Source organism: Nitrosomonas ureae, from assembly GCF_900108305.1.
GTDB lineage: Bacteria > Pseudomonadota > Gammaproteobacteria > Burkholderiales > Nitrosomonadaceae > Nitrosomonas > Nitrosomonas ureae_B.
Map to the genome: position 1 here is coordinate 1 of NZ_FNUX01000005.1, position 18885 is coordinate 18885.

Here is an 18885-nt window from a genome sequence, read left to right on the forward strand (position 1 = left end):
CCAATACATATGAAGGTGAATTTGCAGATGAAATTCGTTTCAAAACCTCCAATCCATTCATGTCAGGAAAGTTAATATCCAATAAAACAATATCCCAATCGTATTCCTTCGCCTTTTTGATGGTATCTTTGCCATTAATCGCCTCCGCAACAACTTCAATGTCATCCGCTTCACTAAAAATCCGTTTGAGTCCATCACGAAATAATGCGTGATCATCTGCAATCAACACCTTAACCATCGATTGATTCCTCAGCGCATGCTACTAAAGTCAGTGGTATTCTAAGCATTACGACGCTACCAATTTTTGGCCATCGGTTTTCGCGTAATCAGATTCAACTGCAACGTTGGATAATATTGTATTCTGGTTCGGCAAGCTCATCGCAAACGTAATGAATGAAATTTTTGTTTACTCCAGGCTTGCCGAAGAATCAATCAGATAATTATGATTTACGGTACAGAAACTCGTTGGCAATCGGAAATCAGACACATGCCACCGAAATCTTTTATCTTGGGTTGAAGCACCGTGAGGAGCTTGTCTGCCTGATTCTTATCACAGACAAGGACTAATACCGCATTGTATTGTTCCAGGATAAAGTCGTCTTGATCCCGCTCGCCTGTTGAACCAAAACCACCTGCTTTTTTAATGATGGTGTAGCCATATACCTCGGCTTCATGAAACAACTGGATCAAATCATTCAGCCTTTCTTCATGAATGACAATCTCGATCCGTTTCATTGATACAAAGGATTCTGGTGTAGAAAACATGATTTTTCTCCATAAAATATTAATATCAGCATCGGGAGTTAAGCGCTTAGCGCTTCGTTAATTGCTGGATAATCTCCCGAGGAACCTCAAAGCAATAAGTTGTATTCAAGCGAATAAGTCACTTACTTTAATTTCTGCTATTTCAAGAGGGTAGGCGGCAGTCGGTCTTTTTCTAGCGCTCGCCGCCCTGATATCCCCACCACGGCATAATCTTGCAAATGCCAAATAACTCTTATTGCAGCTGTAGTTCCAATCACCACGGATAATAGGTTGCATGCAAGTACTGAGCGGCCGAGTAATACATGGGAATACCTACCACTACGTTAAACGGGAAAGTAACTCCGAGTGACAAAGTCAGATAAAACGACGGATTCGCTTCAGGGATCGCAAGGCGCATCGCCGGTGGAACCGCGATGTAGGAGCAACTGGCAGCCAATACTGCTACCAATGTAATGCCACCGATCGAGTAACCCAAAAGGAAGTGCCCCACGAATAGACCGCATGCTGCACCGAACAAAGGCATGGCGATGCCGAAGCCGACCAGGAAAACGCCTACGGATTTGAACTCGGACAGTCTTTTTCCCGCTTCCATTCCCATATCACACAGGAATATACATAACGCACCCATAAAGATGAGCTCGAAGAAAGGTTCGATTTTGTGGTAGCTGGGTTCTGAAACAACCGAACCGATCGCCATGGAGCCGAATAACAACAGAATACTGCCGTTGGTGAAGGCATCGATCAGCAGATGTTTCATCATTCCTTTGTCAGCTTTGGACTCTCCACCTGTGACTCTTCGGGAATAACCGGCAAGCACCAGGCCAATCATGATGGCAGGTGATTCCATGATTGCCAGCATGATGATGGGATAGGCTTCATACGTTACGCCAATACCTGCCAGGAACGCAACCGCCGTCATATAAGTACCTGCACTTACCGATCCATAGTGCGCGGAAATGGCTGCGGCATTCAGGGGATCGATTTTTCCGAGCCCGCGCAGAACGATGTAAGCAATGATGGGCAGTCCAAAACCAAACGCTAGTGCTGCCCATACAGCGGAGAGAGCATCTCCCATGTCCGCTGCGGCAAGTTCCTTGCCGCCATGCAGCCCGATACCAATCAGTAAGTAGATAACGATCATCCGATGCATGTCAGGCGGGAACTTAAGATCCGATTTGATGAGGCAGGCAAACATACCGAGTGCGAAGAAAAGTATCGCCGGTACGAGAAGACTGGATATTGACATGATTACACTCCTCCTCTTATTCCGGTATGGATAAGCCGCACTTTCTTAAGCTCGTCCGGGAGTTCCTCGGCAAACTTGATGCGCTCCATTCTTTTGGGTGTATGTTGCTGGGATTGTTCGCGCTGAAGTTCAATTGGAATCTTCTCTTTTGCCGGCGGATTCTTGGGTGTATCGGCGGCGATTATTGTGCCCGGTAGCATGAGTAGAGCTAGCAGAATAAGTTCGTAAGCTAATATATTTTTATTCATTTCAGTTCTCCAAACTGTTAAAGGTTTTAACCTGGCGTAGTGAAAAAATCACATCAGGAACCATAATCCGTTCATAAGGACGGAGTGATTGCTCTGTTTTCCTGGGTCATAATTCTTATCTTTTGATCAATGCAACTTATGTGTGAAGTCGGGTTTATTTTTTACCCTGCCCAAATCGTACAGAAGAATATCGGGCGCTAATATTCGTGCCGACACGTAGGTGCAAACCCTTATATATAAACAATATGTACAAAATAATTGTTTTTTGTCGTAAGATTTGCAGCATCTCATCGGCGAATTTACCAACAGGAAGATATTTTGATCACCGTACCCAGAAACCTCAGTTTCGTAACGATGTTTGAAGCCGCAGCAGATGCCATGGTGCTGGCTGAAGGATCCGGGCATATTGTGCTGGCCAATCCAGCTGCGCAACAGCTGTTCGGTTATTCGGCAGATGAATTGAGCGGGCTGGCGATTGAAATACTTATCGTGCCCCGGTACCGGAAACAATATCGATATCATCAAGAGCTTTTCTTGAACAAGCCGGCGCAGCGCTCCATGGGTGCCGGGAATGAACTCATGGTGTTAAGCCGCGATGGCAAAGAAATGTTGCTGGATATCAGTCTGAGTCCCATCAGAGTGCAGCAGCAACTTTACGTGCTCATTACGTTCAACGACGTTAATCGACGTCTTGATGTCGAGGAAGCGCTGCGAGTCAGCGAGGAGCGCCTGCGTTTGGCCAAGCAAGCCGCAGGCCTGGGTATTTTTGACTACGATATCAAACGCAATATCATTTACTGGGATAAGCAGATGCGCAAGCTTTGGGGTGAGCCCTCTGAAACGACTGTAAGTTACGATGAGTTTGTCGCGAGGATACATCCGGAAGACCGCGCGGCGAGGCAAACCGTTATTGAGTATGCCATGAATCCCGCCGGTAACGGCGAATTCAAAGCGGAATACCGTATTGTTGATCCCATTAACAGTAGTGAGCGTTGGATATCCGCAAGGGGAAGAGTTTATTTCGAAGCGGGTTGTGCGAATCGCTTGATAGGCGTCACCCGTGATGTCACGGAGCAAAAAAATATCCAGAAAAAGCTTCAGGTGCAGCGTGACGAGACTGAGAATATTCTTAAGCAGCAAATCGCAGCGCGAACGGCCTCAGCGATAGCTCATGAGCTTAATCAGCCGCTGGCGGCAATTTCGGCGTATAGTGAAGTGGCTCTTCATGCGATACATAACGATGGTTTTACCTCGGACAGTTTGAAAAGAGCACTTGAGGGCTGCGTGGAACAAGCGCAACGCGCCGGCCGTAGCTTGCATGAGCTGTTGGCTTTTCTACAGAAAGGCGAATTGGTAACCGAGCGATTGAATCTAAACGATCTGATACGAGATACATTAACTATCGTAAGTAACGACGGTTACGGGAAATTTTATCTCGCACTGCATTTGCAGCAGAATCTTCCGGCTGTGCAGTGCAATCGTATACAAGTGCAGAAAGTTTTGGTAAATCTATTCAGGAATGCTGATGAAGCTATGCGTGCTGTAGATTTGCCTACCATAACAGTTACCACTCAAGTCGAAAATATGAATGGAACGAATAGAGCTTTAGTGATTGTTCAGGATAACGGTCCAGGACTTGGCGCCGTTGTGGCAAAACGCATATTTGAGCCTTTTTTTACTACCAAGCCAGCCGGTATTGGCATGGGGCTCGCTATCAGCCGTGCATTGATTGAAACCAATGGCGGTCATCTCTGGCTGGATCCTGATACACAATCAGGTGCTAAATTTCATTTTACTTTGCCTTTTTCCCCATGATCATGCATGAACCAACTGTATTTATCGTGGATGACGATGCAGCCGTCCGGGATTCGCTTATGCTGATGATTGAACAGGCAGATATTCATGTACAAGCTTTCGAGCACGCGAGCGCTTTTCTGAGCGCTTATCATCCTGATTTCTTTGGTTGCATCATCATCGATGTGAGAATGCCGGGGATGGATGGCCTGCGGCTGCAAGAGGAACTTACCTGGCGCAAGATTGCTTTGCCCGTGATTTTTCTTACCGGACATGGCGATATTCCGATGAGTGTACGAGCGATCAAGGGAGGAGCAGTGGATTTTCTGACCAAGCCGGTGATACGGGAAAAACTGCTGGTGTGCGTGCGCGCTGCTTTTGCTGAGGCTGGGAAAAGGATAAGCGACATTGCGCGTAATAAAGAAATGATGTCGTGCTTGATGAAGCTCACCGGACGCGAGCGGGAAGTGATGACTCTGGCGGTTCAAGGGCATACTAACAAAGAAATCGCATCTTGCCTGGGTATCAGTCATCGCACAGTTGAAATTCATAAATCCAAGATCATGCAAAAAACCGGCGCATGCAACTTGCTTGATCTTGCACGCATTGTCCGGGAATGTGATTCGGATGAATGATTCCGCAGCGCATGCTCAAAGAATACCGGTATAAGTTTTTGATTATTAATATTTTTATAACCGGAAGATGTCGTTCCCAAATCAATGGAATTCTCAGGTAATGTGTTAGTCTAATTTTTGGTCTGATACTACAAATATTCAATGGATCTTTTTATGCGAGATGTTAAGCGAATGTTTCTGACAATTGCGCTGCTTTCAATCGTGGTAAGCAGTTCTGTTTGGGCGCATGGGCATCGACATAGTCATTTAAGTATTGGCCTGGGCTATTACGGGCCAGGATATTATGGCGGTTATGGGTATGGCGGCTATGGCTTCGGTCGCTATGGATTTGGCGGGTACGGCTATGGCTATCCTTCCTATTACTTTCCGCCTGCTTATGCCTATCCTCCAACGATGATTGTTCCGGCTACGCCGCCTGTGTATATCGAGCAGCAAGCGCAGCAGCCCGCACAATCGGCCCAGCCAGCGCAACCACGCGCCAATTACTGGTATTATTGTAAGGATCCGGATGGTTATTATCCTTATGTCAGGCAGTGCCCTGGCGGCTGGCTGCAAGTAGCGCCGCAACCGCCCGGGCAATAACGTGAGAGGCCGAGTATGTTTACTTTGAGAAGATTATCCATCTTATTGGTGACAGGTTTAATAGCTGCCTGCGTCAATCTGCCGACTGGCCCGAGCGTCATGACGCTGCCAGGCACTGGAAAGAGCTTTGAGCAGTTTCGTATGGATGATTTTGAGTGCAGGGCTTATGCCTATGAGCAAATTGGCGGTAAAACGCCGCGACAAGCTTCTCAAGTCAGTGGTGTAGAAAGCGCGGCGATTGGAGCGGGGCTTGGTGCCGCTGCAGGCGCTGCTATAGGTGGCGGGCAGGGTGCTGCAATTGGCGCAGGTACGGGGCTTCTGGCGGGTGGTGTCGTTGGTTCGGGCACGGCTGAGACTTCCGGGTATATGAGTCAACGGCAATACGACATGAGCTATATTCAATGCATGTATGCAAAAGGTCATCGTGTGCCGGTTTCGGGGAGAATTACGGGTAGTCAGCCGGTGAACAGCAATGTCAGCCCAAAGATTACAAACTCATCAGAAAATTTTACGCCGCCGCCACCGCCATCCGGAAATCCACCACCTCCGCCACCGCGATAAATGCAGGGTGATTGTGTCGTGTAGCGCGATAAGATTAATGAAGCAAATCAATTTTTAGTGACGGGAGGTTATGAAATGATTGAACAGGAAAAAATCGTAGCGCCGGAGATAGTGTCTTGCGAAGTGTGTTTCAAAGAGATACCGATATCTGAGGCGACGAGTGTCAAAGCGACGGATTACATCGTATATTATTGCGGTCTAGAGTGTTACGACAAATGGAAGAAACAGGATGAAGATTCTGAATCTTCAAAGAATAGTTGAGTCAGCAAGTTGCGGTAGATCGTTCAAGTTATCTTCGGATTGTTTCGGTTGCAGCGCGAAAGCTTATTATTCGGGCATTTAATAGGCGCGCCATGCCTTCCGCCCCTTGCCGCATGACTTGATGGTGATTCCATTTAAATAGCGGCGATGCAATTGGAGCAATCAGGTTTATCCAGCGCCGGTTAGGGTAGACGTGCCAGTGATAACGCACCACCGTTAGTTCATTTTCACGGAAAAAATTCCACTGGCCAGTTCCAATAATGTCACCCTGTGCTTGACCTTCCAGCAGCGTAAGGGGGATCCAGCCAGTGACGCGCAGGTCAAATGTAAAGCGATAGGGAATCCGTCCTTTCCAGGTAAAGCGATGCACGCTGCCTATGCCATCGGCATCGCCGGTTTCGAGCTTCTCCACCGTTTCGGCACCTTTCCACCACGCTGGCCAGTCCAGACAATGACAGATCGCATCGCATACTTCTACTAAAGATGCGTCAATACGCCATTCTGTGACAAATTTAAACTCTGTTGTCATATTACTATTGATCAAAGAAATCGGGAGGAAATACCGGATTAATCCGATAATCCGACATTTCCACTTGTTCAATCCAACTGCCATCCGCTCTGTAACTTATCACTTTAAGAGGAAAGCCGGTGGCAATGTTCAACCACAGCTGGAATCGGGTTATGTCATTTACGCTGAAACCGCGTTCCGCCTCGACATCAAGATGTAAAGCAGTTTCTCCGGCCATTGACTCCTGGCCGATCACAGTGGTTTTGCCATGATCCTGCAGCGTCATGATGTTTTGATATAAAGCACCGAGATCCGAACGATCGATCCGCTGACCGGATGGATTTTGAATCACTTTATTTTCCGGGCTTAAGCTTAAAGAAGGGAATTTGCCATGTCCCAATACCCATAGTTTGACTTTCCCGGAGTTCGGGCTATAAATCAATACTGCGCCTCTGAATACCGGTGCAATCATTTCTATGCGGACATAGCCGGGCTTTTTGAAGTAATAGCGAATGATATCCGGATTGCCGGGTTGCTTGCTGTGTATGGATTTGATCGTTGCCTGATAGGTGTTTACGTGCTGATAGTGATCAGCAGCACTTTGAATCGGGTTTGTGCTATCCGGTAGAAATAGTGCCATGGTGAGCATTATACCGGGCAACATGGATATCGCGCCTTAGGGAGATACTGAATAATTGCCTGCGCAAGAATCACGGTGATGGAATAACGTAATCCGCCGTCAGCATTTCCAGAAGATGTCCGTTAGGATCGCGAAAATAAACGCCACGGCCGCCATAATTATGATTGATTGTCATGTCGTCTGCATTGCCCGGGCCGCTGCCGTAGGGAATGTGCTCAGCCTGCAGCCGCGTAAATAAGGTGCCAAATTCTGGTTCGGATACTTTGAATGCATAGTGAAGCGGCATAAACTGTTCCTGGTTATCGAAATCGAGGCTTAATGTGTCGTTAACGCGCACGACAATAAAATGTGAAAATACGCCCACGTATTCAAAGCCAAATACGCGGCTATAAAATTTCGCCGATGCGACTTTATCAAAGCAGGGCACAATGGTGTGATTAAGGGTAATTGCCATATCTGTTCTCCTTGCAAGGATTATTTATTAACATTCTAATTATGTTCCGCAGAATGTTTGATACACACGTTCCGACGGCGCTGACGGAGTGCGGTAATCATAGTATTCCGATACATCGGCATATGGATGAGCCACTGCCGCAAGCAATCGCTGTATCAATGTATAATCGCCTTGTTCGGAAGCGGCGGTGAGCGCTTCCTCGACGCGGTGGTTGCGTGGAATGATTGCAGGATTATTCGCCTGCATTAAACGCACCGATTGTTCTTTAGTTCCCGGTTGGCGCGCCAACCGGGCTTGCCAGCGGACGTGCCATGCTTCAAACGCATCGCTCTGGAACAGACTATCCGAAGGCAAAGTTTCTGCCGACAGTGCGCGGAAGGTATTGGTGTAATCCGCTTGGTGCTGATACATCCAGGTGAGTAAACCGGTAATCAAGTCGGGATCATCGGCTTGTTCCGTCAGCAATCCTAATTTCTTGCGCATCCCCGTTATCCATTCGGTCTGATATATTGCAGGGAAAGCATGGATGGCTTCTTCCGCCAGCGTCACGGCTTTTTCTGATACTGGATCAATCAGCGGCAATAAGGTCTCAGCCAGGCGCGCCAGATTCCACTGCGCCATCAGCGGTTGATTGCTATAGCGATAGCGGCCGTTCTGATCGATCGAACTGAATACCGTATTGGGATTATAGGCGTCCATGAATGCGCACGGGCCATAATCAATTGTTTCGCCGCTGATGCTCATGTTATCCGTATTCATTACGCCGTGTATGAAACCCGCCAGCACCCATTGGGCGATCAATGCGGCTTGCCGTTCAATCACCCGGTTGAGCAGCGACAGATAAGGATTTGCGGCATCATTCAGAGCGGGATAATGGCGTTGGATTGCATAATCCGCCAGGATTTTAATTGCATCAGCATCCCCTTGTCCGGCGGCATATTCAAACGTGCCCACACGAAGGTGACTGGCTGCTATGCGAGTCAGAATCGCGCCGGGAAGCAGGGTTTCCCGCATCACCTGTTCTCCGGTGGTGACTACGGCAAGACTGCGCGTCGATGGAATGCCCAGCGCATGCATCGCTTCACTGATGATGTATTCTCGCAGCATCGGCGCTAAAGCCGCCCGCCCATCACCGCGGCGTGAAAATGGCGTCTGGCCGGAGCCTTTGAGTTGAATGTCGAATCGCTCGCCGGCCGGAGTAAGATGTTCACCCAGTAAAATCGCCCGCCCATCGCCCAGCATCGTGAAATGGCCGAACTGATGGCCGGCGTAGGCTTGCGCGATCGGCAACGCCCCTTGCGGCAACACATTCCCGGAAAACAGCAAGGCAGCTTCTTCGGCAGTCAGAACGCCGATATCCAATCCTAACGATGCTGCGAGGACATGATTCACGATGACGGTCTGTGGCGCACGTACCGGAACAGGGGACAGTTGCGCATAAAAATAATCGGGCAAGCGCGCATAACTATTGTCGAAGCGCCAGCCCACGCGGTCACCGGCAGGTTGTTTTTTAGGTTTCATAGTTCTTTTTCGTATTATCTGAATCGGATATTGCTACACCATACACGATATTGTAAGCACGCAAAGCGTGCAATCGCAGGATTCATTTATGACCACTATTCAGATGATTGGTTTGTGCTCTTGATTATCTGGCGCAGAGATTGCAGATAGGGATAGTAATGCACTTCCAGTGCATGACGGGGACGGGCAATGAATTGCTGTGCCCAGTTTTTTCCTTCAGCAATGGCAGATTCACGCCAATTGTCGGGTAACCGGATTTTGCCCGTCAACAACCGCCCGATGAGTTGGGATTGCGCTTCTGCGAGCGTCCAAATACAGCCTTGCGGCTGTATCAGTCCAATGAAAAACAAGCTGGGGTGATCGGGATGAAAGATACGCAAAAAAAGCGGAATATTGCTGGCATCTTCCCAATGAATAAAATCGCGATCAAAAAATGGAAAACTGATTTTGTAACCGGTGGCGGCGATGATGACATCGTATTCTGCGGAAGAACCATCGATAAAATGCACTGTTTGTCCTGATATCCCTTGTATGGCTGAGCGTGGGTGTATTTTGCCATGCCGGATTTTGTCGAAGATTTCGGAGTTGATGGTCGGGTGTGCTTGTGTGGGTGAAAAATCAGGCTCGGGTAATCCATAATCACGATAACGCCCGACCTGGATGCGCAGGGAAATTTTTTGCAGCCAGTTTTGTATGCGCTGTGGTAGCCACTGCAACGAAACCGCAAAGGTATCGGTGGGTTTGCCCATGATCAATTTGGGGATAATATACTGCGGCGAACGCAAACTCATATCGACCAAAGCGGCGTTCCGGCTTGTTTCAACCGCACAATCGCAAGCGGAGTTTCCGGCGCCGATTACGAGTACCCGCTTGTTTTCTAATGCTTGATTGCTTTTATAGTCATGGGCATGCAGGTATTGTCCGGAAAAATCGTCTTTCCAGTCCGGGTGGCGCGGAATGGATAGATGTCCATTGGCAATGAGGAGACAATCAAATTCCGCTTCCGTGCCATCACTCAAAGACAAATGCCACCGTTCCTTTTCTATTTTCCTGACTTGCTGAACGGCAACATTGAACCGGATATATTTTTCCAGCTGAAAATGCCGGGCATACGCCTGAAAATAAGCCAGTATCTGCTGGTGGCTGGGGTAATCCGGATAGTCATCCGGCATCGGAAAATCACTGAATTGCGACATGGATTTGCTGGAGATCGTATGCGTTGTGCTGCAAATGCTGCTATGGCTCGGCGTCGCTGCATATATCCAGTTGCCGCCAATCCGATCGTTTTTCTCATAGCAGACGATATCTTTCAGGCCTGCTTGCACCAGATGCTTGATAGCGGTGAGTCCGGAACAACCGGCGCCGATGATTGCAATGTGCATTTTTATTTCTAACTCAATGAGTACCGCGATGGATCATTTTATCCCACATTGGATAATGTGATCATGAGATAAGAATATGAGATTTTGTTGCAAACAAAAAGGATCTCATAGGACACGATTCTCATCGCAGGCATGATATTTCAGATAAAGCATGGACATTGCCCGAACCCGATTCGCCTGGCCGCGCAGGCGTTTGGGGCGGCACGGCAAAAGGCAATAGGTTATTTATCAATGCCGTTTTCTGGATTATACGCACCGGTGCGCCCTGGCGTGATTTACCACCGGACTATGGTAATTGAAGCAATACTCATCGTCGATTTATCCGCTGGCGCGATAAGGGGAGCTGGGAGAAGCTGCTTGAAATTCTGATTGACGAACCGGATTACGAATGGCTCATGATTGATCAATGCCCTCAGAAGCTAACTTGATAGTGCCTCTACATTCTGCATAGCTATCACAAAATATTCACAATTATAAGTGTATAGTGAAATTGGTGCTTCCTTCTACCTCAGAGAAGTTGCCATTTCAGCGCGTTTCTTTCCCCATTAAGAAACGCGTTTTCTTATTTTATGCTGAGCTTCGTCTTAAAAACTTCAGCCCAGTTAAGCGATTTTTTTCAATCATGGGGATGGCCGAGTGTACACGCCCATCTACACGCACGCAGGAGGAATCCATGAGAATCAGCATACCTCAGTACAGCCAATCTTTGATGCGATTGATTTGATCGCCGACCATTGCGATTCATGCTCCTTTTGCTGCTCGAATACCAATCTTACCGCTCGTTCTCGTACTTCCGGTGAATAACTGATTTGATTTTTCATCTCTTCCTCCTCTCAAATCATTTTATCTCCGGATATACCGGGGCGATTCACACCTCTTCGGGGGCTTGCTCGATATAGGTCTCGACGGTGACGGGATTATTTTTCGTCATCGGGGTCGAAATTCAGGGGCTTGGGATCGCCGTCCTCGTCCTTTTTCCGGGTGCCGGATTCAAAGATAAACGATTCTTCGATGGTGATACGCCCGACCTGGTCCAGGACATTGTCCTTCTCAGGGTCATCCTTCATGGCCACGGCCTCCTCCCTCAATTCCTTCAGCGCCTGGTGCATTTTATCCGCCGAATCCTGGGAATGGGCCACCCATTCATAGGCCGGCAAGTCACGTTCCTGGGCGAATCGGCCATGCTTGGACATCCTTTTTTTGATATCGTCCATCGCCACATCCGGGTGCTTATTGGGTATATCCAGGGAGGCCTTGTATTCGATGGGAATGCCCCGGTCCGTATCGAAGTCGTCGATTTGTACCTCTTCCTTGTCCCTGGTCTCGCTGGTCACCGACAGCCGGTAGTTCTTGTCGGTGCGCAGATTGCGGTTGATCCTTTCCCACTCGCCGCCCGAACCGCCCGGCGCTCTGGTGGGGATTCGCTGGGCCGATTTCACTGGTATGCCCAGGTGGTTTTCCACCTGCGCGGCAAAATGCTCGCGGATTTGCCGGTCTATTTCCTTGAGGCCTTTGTCCGTGGGCTTGCCCATCTTCTCCAGCCTGTCCTTGACGGCCGGTGGATATTGGTCGCGATGCTTCATGTAAAAGGCATAGCGGTCCTTGACCGGAACATCCTGGCTCCTGGGTAAAGGCGGCTCATCGGGCTCAGGTGGACGATCCTTTTTCCTGCGCTTGCGCGTGGTGAACAGGCCATCGTCGTCGGTGCCGTCGCCGCGCGTTTTGCGGGGATCGTCATCGGCCGCCGGCTTGCGTTCGCCCTTGCCCTGGTTCTCCGCGCCGGTACCCTTGGCGGCATCGCCGGTGCCCTTGTCCGCGTGCGCGACTCTCTTGTTGTCGTCGCCAGCCCCCTTGTTCCCGTCCTCCACCCCCTTGTTCTCGTCCCCGGTCTTCGCGGCCTGCTCCGCCTTACGGCGGGTGTCCGCCTGCCTGATTCTCTCGAAGCGCTCCGCCTTCATTTTTTCGGCCAGGGCTTCCGCCTGTCGTATTTCCTCCGGGGTGGCGTCCAGGTCCGTGCCGTCACGGAGGCGGTTGCGGGGATCGCCATCGCCGGAATCCCCGGTATCGGGCTTGGAGGCGGAATCAACGTCCGGCTTGGCGTCCGGATCGGGCTTGGGTTCGAAGTTCAGCGTATCGCTGAGACCGGAATCCTCCTTGGGCTCGGTCTCCAGCGGCTTGTCATCGGCCTCCCGTTGCTCGGCCCGGGCCTGATCGGCGTCGTCCTTGCCTCTCTTTTTCAACTTGAGGCCCGCGTCGGAAGCCCGGTTGATGACAAGCTTCATCAGCTCCTCGTGGAACTTGTCGGTCAGCATCTTGGCCATGGTCTTGGCGGAAATGTGGAGGTCGTCCTGGGTGCCGCCGCGGATATAGAGCAGGGCGGCAGCGATGACGTTGCGGATGAACTCATGGTCGCCTTCCAGTAGATCGGCCACGGCGGCGACGGCGTTGATGAAGGGGATGAGCTTGGCCCCGATCTTCTTGATCAGGAAATCGCGCACCTTCTTCTTGACCATCTCCTCGATGGCCTCCCGGACGATGGCCTCGCCCAGCTTCTTGAGCACTTCCTCGTAGTTCTCGTAGATTTGCTTGGCCTTCTTGCCGACCTCGCGCACCATGTAAGGGGCTACGGTTTCCACCAGGACCGGGTACTCGCGATCGACCAGCTCGAGGGTGACTTCCCGCTGAAAGAAGGCGGAATCGACGGTCAAGGCCGCGGCATAGGCATAGCCACGCCTGTCGAGCCACTCCTGCAGCCTGACTTGGTACACGTACGGCGTGTTGGATTGGAAATATCCGTGCACCTCCATGATGCCGCCTATGCCGCCGGAAAGGATCTTGTAGATCTTCTTGTTGTCGATGTCGATCTGAAAATCCCCGAAGCCGTACTTGCGCACGCTGATGAAGAGCCCCGGTCCCTGAAGCCCCCGGTACATGAGGTGTCCGGGGTAGGGCGTCATGATGGGATAGGGCAGGCTCCCCCACATCGTGGTGGGCTCGCCCTGCTTGTTCAGGACCACGGTATAGGCGCCATGGTACAGAATGAACTCCGTGGACTTGATTAGCTTGACGTCCTCGAAATCGGGGCTGACGGAAACGCCGGTTTGTTCGCGGATATGCTTGAGGGAATAGGTGGACAGGGCCTTGATGGCCTTCTTCACCTGCGGTGTATTGTCCAGGCCCTTCTCGGACAATTTCATGTCCATGACCCGCACTTCCAAGTCCAGCAAGGTGCCTTCCATCTTCTTTTGCAAGTCCTCGGCCTGCTGGAGGATTTGCTCGTTGTTGAGGATGGGTGCGGGAGCGCCTATGATCACCCGGCCCTCTTCCGCCGACTTCAGGATTTCCAGCCAGAACTTGTATTCATGGAAGGGATGCTGGAGCAGGATTTCCTTGGGCAGGGCCGGGCGCTCACCGCCTTCCAGCCAGACGATATAGGGCTCTTCCGTGCGCGACTTGATCTGATCGTAGATACTGACCAGGTATCGCACCAGCTTGAGGTAGTCCCGGGTCGAATCCTTGATGGTCTTGAAGTTGTGCGAACCGTATTGCGCCACGTCGTACAGGTTGCGGTGCAACGCACGCGCAAGCTTGACCAGGCAGGGTGTGCCGCTGAGGATGTTGCTGAGCGCGTAAGCGCGGTGCATGGCATCGACCTGATCGAAGGTCAGAACTCTGGAGACCTTGGGGTCCGGGTTGGGGTCAGGGGGGATGCCGAGGAATGGGACCTTGTCGCAATTTCCCACCGCCAGCCCCAGGTTGCTGACCCAGACCTGCTCGGGGCCCGGGTTGGAGTAGTTCAAAAAGCCGTGGTCTATCCCGTTGCCGAAAGTCCCCCACGCCCTTTCGTATTCCGCCAGGGAAATGTCGAGCACGGGCTCCTCGGGCAACCCCCTTTGCTCCTGGGTTATCCCCCGTTCCTCGTCATCGGGCGGCGGCATGCAAACGCGGCCTCAGGAATTGTCCACGTCCACGTGGGCATGGCCGTTGCCGCCAATCACGATCTTCTTTTCGATGTCCGGGTCCCCGAGCTTGTTTTGCAACAGACGCTTGGCCAGTCGCAGGTTTTCCAGCCGCCCCTTGCGCAGGTTTTCGGCCGCCAGGTACACGTCCAGCTCGCGATGGCGCAGCTTGAAATTCTCCAGCAGGGGATGGGCCCCGGGCAGGATTTCAATGAACAGGGAGTCGGTGGGCACGGTGATTTCATCGCCGTGGCGGAGCGGATCGGAAAGCAGCAACTCCAGCCATTTCTTGAGCAAGGGCTTCAAGGCTTCGAACTCCTCCGCCGGCAGCCGGTCATGCAGGCAGCATACGTACTTGCCATAATCGTTGAGGTTCACATTGCTCAAATCGTCCGGGTCCATGGCGCCGAAGGCGGAGTCCACGTAGGGCGCGGCCATGAACTCGGTCAAGGCATTATGCTCCTTGAGCGGAAAAATCATGTAATTGCCCTTGTAGCCCAAGGGGCTGTCCAAATCGGCCACTTCCACCAGGGGCTTGTTGGCGGTAATGGGCTTCAAGGTGCCGGACATGAAAGCCTTGTGCTTGCTGGTGCCGGGCTCGCGGAAGCCGGCAAAAATATCCTCCACCGCCTCCACTTGCACCTCGTAATGCCGGTCCGCCAGGGGAGAGCCGCCTTCCGGATTGGGCACGGTGGCCAATTCCAAAACCGGCACCTGCACTTTGTGCAGGCGCAGGAAGCGCTGATCGGGCGGCTCCATGCTCCAGATGGCTTGCATGTAATGGAAGATGTTGGCGCGGATATGGGCCAACAGCCGTTTGACCCTGGTTTCATTGTCCAGGTGGGTGCGCAAGGTGTTGTTGTACTCGTTGGTATACACGTGCAAGGTGCTCATTTCCTGGCGCAGCGCCGCGGCCGCCTTTTCGGCCTTTTCCACCGCATGCTGATGGGCATCCTTGGCAGCCAATTCGCGGGCCTTGGCGGCTTCCGGGTCCTGTCCCCCGCCCCCGAAAAAGTCCCCCACGTCCGCAAACCACCCGTCAGTGGTTTCCGCCGATTCCTCCCCGATGCGCCGCTCGATGGAGTTTTCTAGGGCGCGGTAACGATTCTCCGCCTCATTGCTGGCGATGGCCAGTTCCAGCCGCAAGGTGTCCACCAGATTGCGCTGCTGGCGCAGGTTCTTCCGCAGCTCGCGCAAGGCGAAATCGTCCCCGACGCTTTTGTTAGCCAGATAACCCAGGGCCGGGCGGAAGGAATCGTCCAGCAAGGTGCGGTTCAGGATCCAGTCATGGGCGATGACCCAGGCCTCGGTGATTTGATGCGGAGCCGGCACTTCCTGCGCCACCAACACCACGGGCATGACCCGGTACAATTGCTCCGAGACCCGGTAGCGCCTTTGCAGCTCGTAGAACAGATAGGTTACCGACAGCTCGTCATTGGGGTTCACGATGGAGCCGGATTCCGTGTACTCCGAACCGGAGGTTTCCTCGGTGTCGATGTCGACGCTGCGCTCCTCCTTGTACTCCGCACGGCCTTGATCACGGCCTCGCGGAAGTCCTTGCGGCTGCCGGAGCTTTCCTGCAAGGCCTCCACCCCGAAGGTGGTGGTGGACTTGCCCTTGGAAATGCCGATATTGTAGGACCCGTCCGTGCTGAGCCCGAAATTGGTCTGGTTCTGGGCCTTCTCCATGATTTCGGCCTCCACCCGCGAGGTGGAAGTTTGCTCATTGGTCAGGGCCTGGTTGTTCTTGACCGCCTCCTTGCGTGCCTGCTTCAAATTGCGCGTGACCTTGAGCGAGTATTTCCGCTCCTCCTTGGGCGAAAGCGGGATGGTCTTGACCAATTTGCCGGCCTGGTAATTGATGGGCGCCCATTGCTGGCGATAGGTGTTCATCAGCCCGAAATTGACGCTATGATAATTCTTGTCCGCGGCGAATACGGTGAATTCATAGACCGAATTGACGCGGGCATGCAAATCGCGCAAGGTCTTGTGCAACGTATAATAGTCGTCATGGCGCACCGCGTCGATGAGCCTTTCCCCCTGCTCCCGCAATTCCTGCCGCTTCCTTTCATTGTGTAAGGAGCCTGGGCGCGAGGCCGGAATCTTGATGTTCCCGACCAGGGGCAGGCTGACGGTGATCTTCTCCTGGAAGCCCACCACCAGTTGCTTGGCGATGTCCTTGAGCTTGGTCTGATGGGGGGCACTCAGGTCCGTCCATTCCTGCAAATTGATGTCGAATTGAGCCGCCACCTCGGCCGGCACCTCTTGCGGGATGGTGGTATACACATTGGCCCCAGCCAATATATCCGTCCAATTGCGCGGGAACACCTCCGATAGCTTGAGGCCGGTTTTGGCCGCATACTTCTTCTCCAAGGTATGCCCCACATTGACGATGTCCTCGTCCACCAGGATTTTCCACACATGCTCAAAGGCGATTTGCAGGGAATGGAAATCATAATGGGCCGGAACATCGGCCGGGCCCTTGCGCAGGGAAAAGCTGTCCACGGAAGCCTCGACGGTTTCCCGGTCGGGCCTTTGCCCGTTGAACTCCGGGCTGAGCACGTTGTCGGGCATGGGCGCTGATTGCAGCAGCTTGCTCAAATAGCCGGAAATGTCCTCATCGGTCAGCGCCATGATGTCCGTGCCCGGCCCCTCCGAGCCGCCATCCGGGTCATGCCCGTTGCCATGCCCTTCGATGCCGGTGTGTTCCTTGGCGCATTTTTCCTCGAAAGTATGCTCTGAGCAATACTTGGCGATGGGATTTTGATGGATGAGCAAGGTGCCGGGATTGTCCGCGCCCTGGCTGCGGAATAAAATGGAGCGGATCACGCTTTCGGGTATGGTGGCCACGCCGTCCACGGCATCGTCGAAATAAGGTTGCAGCATCTCCCGGTCGGAGGGGGTCAGGTACAGGTTGACGGGCACGCCCTGGCCGCCCTTGATGCCGCCATTGGCCTTGGCAATGCCCCGGTCGGCCACTATGCCCACCTTGTCATTGATATTGTCATTATCCAGGACCAGCTCGCCTCCAAGCGAAACCTTGGCCGGATCGGTGGCCAGGGTTTTCAGCAGCTCCGCGCGCAGGCTTTCCTTTTCCTTCTTGTCCTTCTCCACCTCGCTTTTGTGGAAGGCGACAATCCCTTCGGAAAGCTCCTTTTCCTGAGCTCTCTCCCTTTGATAAGCCTTGATGGATTCCTTAGCGGAAAGGCCGCTTTCCAGGCTGTGCTTGTCCAAGGAGGCCTGGGAAATGCCGATGTTGAAGGTTTCCACCCGGCCGGCATCCAGACGGGGCGGGTTGCTGGTGAAGATCACCTTGTCCGCGGAATCGCCTTTCTCATCGTCGGGGGCGGAGATGGTGATGAGCAGGTTGGGCCGAGGACGGGTTTTGCCGGCGGCCAGCATGGGAATTTCATCCCGCTCATAGGAGAGGGCAAAGCCGCCGCCGGAGTCGGTGACCACGCTGCCCAGGCGCAGGGAGCCATTGAGCGAGGTGGCAGCAGAAGCGCGCACCCCCTCTACGGCCTTGGTGACATGGTATACGGTGACCAGCAATCCCCCTATCCCCTGCTTGGAGATGGAGTCGAAAACCTTGCCTTGGACGGACGAGGTATTGCTGACGGAAGCTGTGCTGCGAACGGACGAGGTGTTGCGAACGTGAACGTTAGCCATGGATTTCCCCCTATTAGTCTTAATGACGTTAGATATAGAGTATAGGAAAAATAAGGTTATGTCTGCGTTAATAGTTGAAACTGATTTTCTCGTCCGAGAGCGGCCTGGAGTCCAACGATCGGCGAGTTGTGACACTTCTTAACTGGAAACTTTTGGATGTTGATAGGTGGTAATTTTTGCATGTTGATTGACAGGATCACGATAAACAATCCCATTGGATCACTCTGGCACCAGGCATGGCTATCCAGGCGTTATTGGCTGAGCGTGATGGTGAACAAAGGGTCTATGTGGTTACTGAGGAAACGCCACCGGAGTACCACTGGATTCATGATCGTTGGCCACGACTGAGGAAAATGGCGGTTTCAAAGCATGAATGAGATTTGCTTGGAGTATTAATCAGCAAAGTAGATAACGGGAAAATAGCAGAGAACTAATCAATACTTAATAACTCTGTATGATACAAAGCAAGATTCCTTTAGCTTGATTTAGCCGCATCAACCAGTGCATTAATGCATAGCGGATGGTTGAATAAATTCCGTTGCCAGTGCTCTTTGAGTGCTGGTTTTTTTATTTCTGGCATACCGAAATTTCAGTAGTTTTCCAGAAATCAGATTTAGCAATAAAGAAATTCACCAGAGGTCTGCTTTTATGCGGTCTTCTT

General features: G+C 51.9%; 18 protein-coding genes and 2 pseudogenes. 7 read left to right on the forward strand and 13 right to left on the reverse strand.

The annotated features are described in order from the left end of the window. The 4 genes from C4S39_RS04260 to C4S39_RS04275 all read right to left on the reverse strand — a co-directional run. Window positions 1–238: response regulator (locus tag C4S39_RS04260; protein ID WP_146059743.1), on the reverse strand; the 238-nt coding region annotated here is incomplete at its 3' end. A gap of 209 nt (window positions 239–447) precedes the next feature. Next, entirely contained in the window at window positions 448–765 is a 318-nt protein-coding gene (locus C4S39_RS04265; RefSeq protein WP_103965813.1) for a P-II family nitrogen regulator, read from the reverse strand. A 253-nt stretch (window positions 766–1018) separates the two neighbouring features. Next, a complete protein-coding gene (locus C4S39_RS04270; protein WP_103965814.1) occupies window positions 1019–2011 on the reverse strand; it encodes a sodium-dependent bicarbonate transport family permease in 993 nt (330 codons plus the stop codon). Between the two features lie 2 nt (window positions 2012–2013). Beyond that, complete coding sequence (locus C4S39_RS04275; RefSeq protein WP_103965815.1) at window positions 2014–2259, reverse strand: hypothetical protein; 246 nt, start codon at window positions 2257–2259, stop codon at window positions 2014–2016. A 318-nt stretch (window positions 2260–2577) separates the two neighbouring features. On the opposite strand from C4S39_RS04275, the gene C4S39_RS04280 reads away from it, so the two are divergent. From C4S39_RS04280 to C4S39_RS04300, 5 genes are all read left to right on the forward strand, one after another. After that, window positions 2578–4074 carry a PAS domain-containing sensor histidine kinase gene (locus tag C4S39_RS04280; RefSeq protein ID WP_308457302.1) on the forward strand — a complete coding sequence of 499 codons (1497 nt, stop codon included), beginning with the start codon at window positions 2578–2580 and terminating at the stop codon, window positions 4072–4074. Between the two features lie 2 nt (window positions 4075–4076). Next, window positions 4077–4688, forward strand: a complete 612-nt coding sequence (locus C4S39_RS04285) for a response regulator transcription factor (protein ID WP_258039278.1) — start codon at window positions 4077–4079, stop codon at window positions 4686–4688. Window positions 4689–4841: 153 nt separating this feature from the next. Next, complete coding sequence (locus C4S39_RS04290) at window positions 4842–5270, forward strand: hypothetical protein (protein ID WP_103965817.1); 429 nt, start codon at window positions 4842–4844, stop codon at window positions 5268–5270. A 15-nt stretch (window positions 5271–5285) separates the two neighbouring features. Continuing rightward, on the forward strand, window positions 5286–5831 hold the full coding sequence (locus tag C4S39_RS04295; protein WP_103965818.1) for a YMGG-like glycine zipper-containing protein: 546 nt from the start codon (window positions 5286–5288) through the stop codon (window positions 5829–5831). Window positions 5832–5906: 75 nt separating this feature from the next. Further along, window positions 5907–6092 (forward strand): DUF3330 domain-containing protein, encoded by a 186-nt coding sequence (locus tag C4S39_RS04300; protein ID WP_103965819.1) that lies wholly within the window; start codon window positions 5907–5909, stop codon window positions 6090–6092. A gap of 28 nt (window positions 6093–6120) precedes the next feature. Here the strand turns inward: C4S39_RS04300 and C4S39_RS04305 are convergent, their stop codons facing one another. The 5 genes from C4S39_RS04305 to C4S39_RS04325 all read right to left on the reverse strand — a co-directional run bounded on the left by C4S39_RS04305 (window position 6121) and on the right by C4S39_RS04325 (window position 10597). After that, on the reverse strand, window positions 6121–6621 hold the full coding sequence (locus C4S39_RS04305; protein WP_103965820.1) for an SRPBCC family protein: 501 nt from the start codon (window positions 6619–6621) through the stop codon (window positions 6121–6123). 4 nt (window positions 6622–6625) lie between these two features. Beyond that, on the reverse strand, window positions 6626–7264 hold the full coding sequence (locus C4S39_RS04310; RefSeq protein WP_103965821.1) for a LolA family protein: 639 nt from the start codon (window positions 7262–7264) through the stop codon (window positions 6626–6628). Between the two features lie 46 nt (window positions 7265–7310). Beyond that, a complete protein-coding gene (locus C4S39_RS04315; RefSeq protein ID WP_103965822.1) occupies window positions 7311–7694 on the reverse strand; it encodes a VOC family protein in 384 nt (127 codons plus the stop codon). A gap of 39 nt (window positions 7695–7733) precedes the next feature. Then, on the reverse strand, window positions 7734–9215 hold the full coding sequence (locus tag C4S39_RS04320) for a protein adenylyltransferase SelO (RefSeq protein WP_103965823.1): 1482 nt from the start codon (window positions 9213–9215) through the stop codon (window positions 7734–7736). Window positions 9216–9310: 95 nt separating this feature from the next. Further along, a complete protein-coding gene (locus tag C4S39_RS04325) occupies window positions 9311–10597 on the reverse strand; it encodes a flavin-containing monooxygenase (protein ID WP_103965824.1) in 1287 nt (428 codons plus the stop codon). 107 nt (window positions 10598–10704) lie between these two features. On the opposite strand from C4S39_RS04325, the pseudogene C4S39_RS04330 reads away from it, so the two are divergent. Further along, window positions 10705–11001: pseudogene (locus C4S39_RS04330) on the forward strand (transposase); the annotation flags it as partial. Window positions 11002–11289: 288 nt separating this feature from the next. Here C4S39_RS04330 and C4S39_RS04335 read toward each other — a convergent pair. From C4S39_RS04335 to C4S39_RS04350, 4 genes and pseudogenes are all read right to left on the reverse strand, one after another. After that, window positions 11290–11418: pseudogene (locus C4S39_RS04335) on the reverse strand (IS3 family transposase); the annotation flags it as partial. 96 nt (window positions 11419–11514) lie between these two features. Next, complete coding sequence (locus C4S39_RS04340) at window positions 11515–14535, reverse strand: hypothetical protein (protein ID WP_103965825.1); 3021 nt, start codon at window positions 14533–14535, stop codon at window positions 11515–11517. Window positions 14536–14547: 12 nt separating this feature from the next. Beyond that, window positions 14548–16002, reverse strand: a complete 1455-nt coding sequence (locus tag C4S39_RS04345) for a hypothetical protein (RefSeq protein WP_103965826.1) — start codon at window positions 16000–16002, stop codon at window positions 14548–14550. Then, window positions 15999–18224 (reverse strand): hypothetical protein, encoded by a 2226-nt coding sequence (locus tag C4S39_RS04350; protein WP_103965827.1) that lies wholly within the window; start codon window positions 18222–18224, stop codon window positions 15999–16001. Before C4S39_RS04350 ends, C4S39_RS04345 begins: the two co-directional genes overlap by 4 nt. Window positions 18225–18460: 236 nt before the next feature. Here C4S39_RS04350 and C4S39_RS15250 point away from each other — a divergent pair, with 236 nt between their 5' ends. Beyond that, the gene (locus C4S39_RS15250; RefSeq protein WP_181023750.1) at window positions 18461–18601 is read left to right on the forward strand and encodes a hypothetical protein; all 141 of its coding nucleotides are present in this window, start codon (window positions 18461–18463) and stop codon (window positions 18599–18601) included. The last annotated feature ends 284 nt before the right edge of the window (window positions 18602–18885 follow it).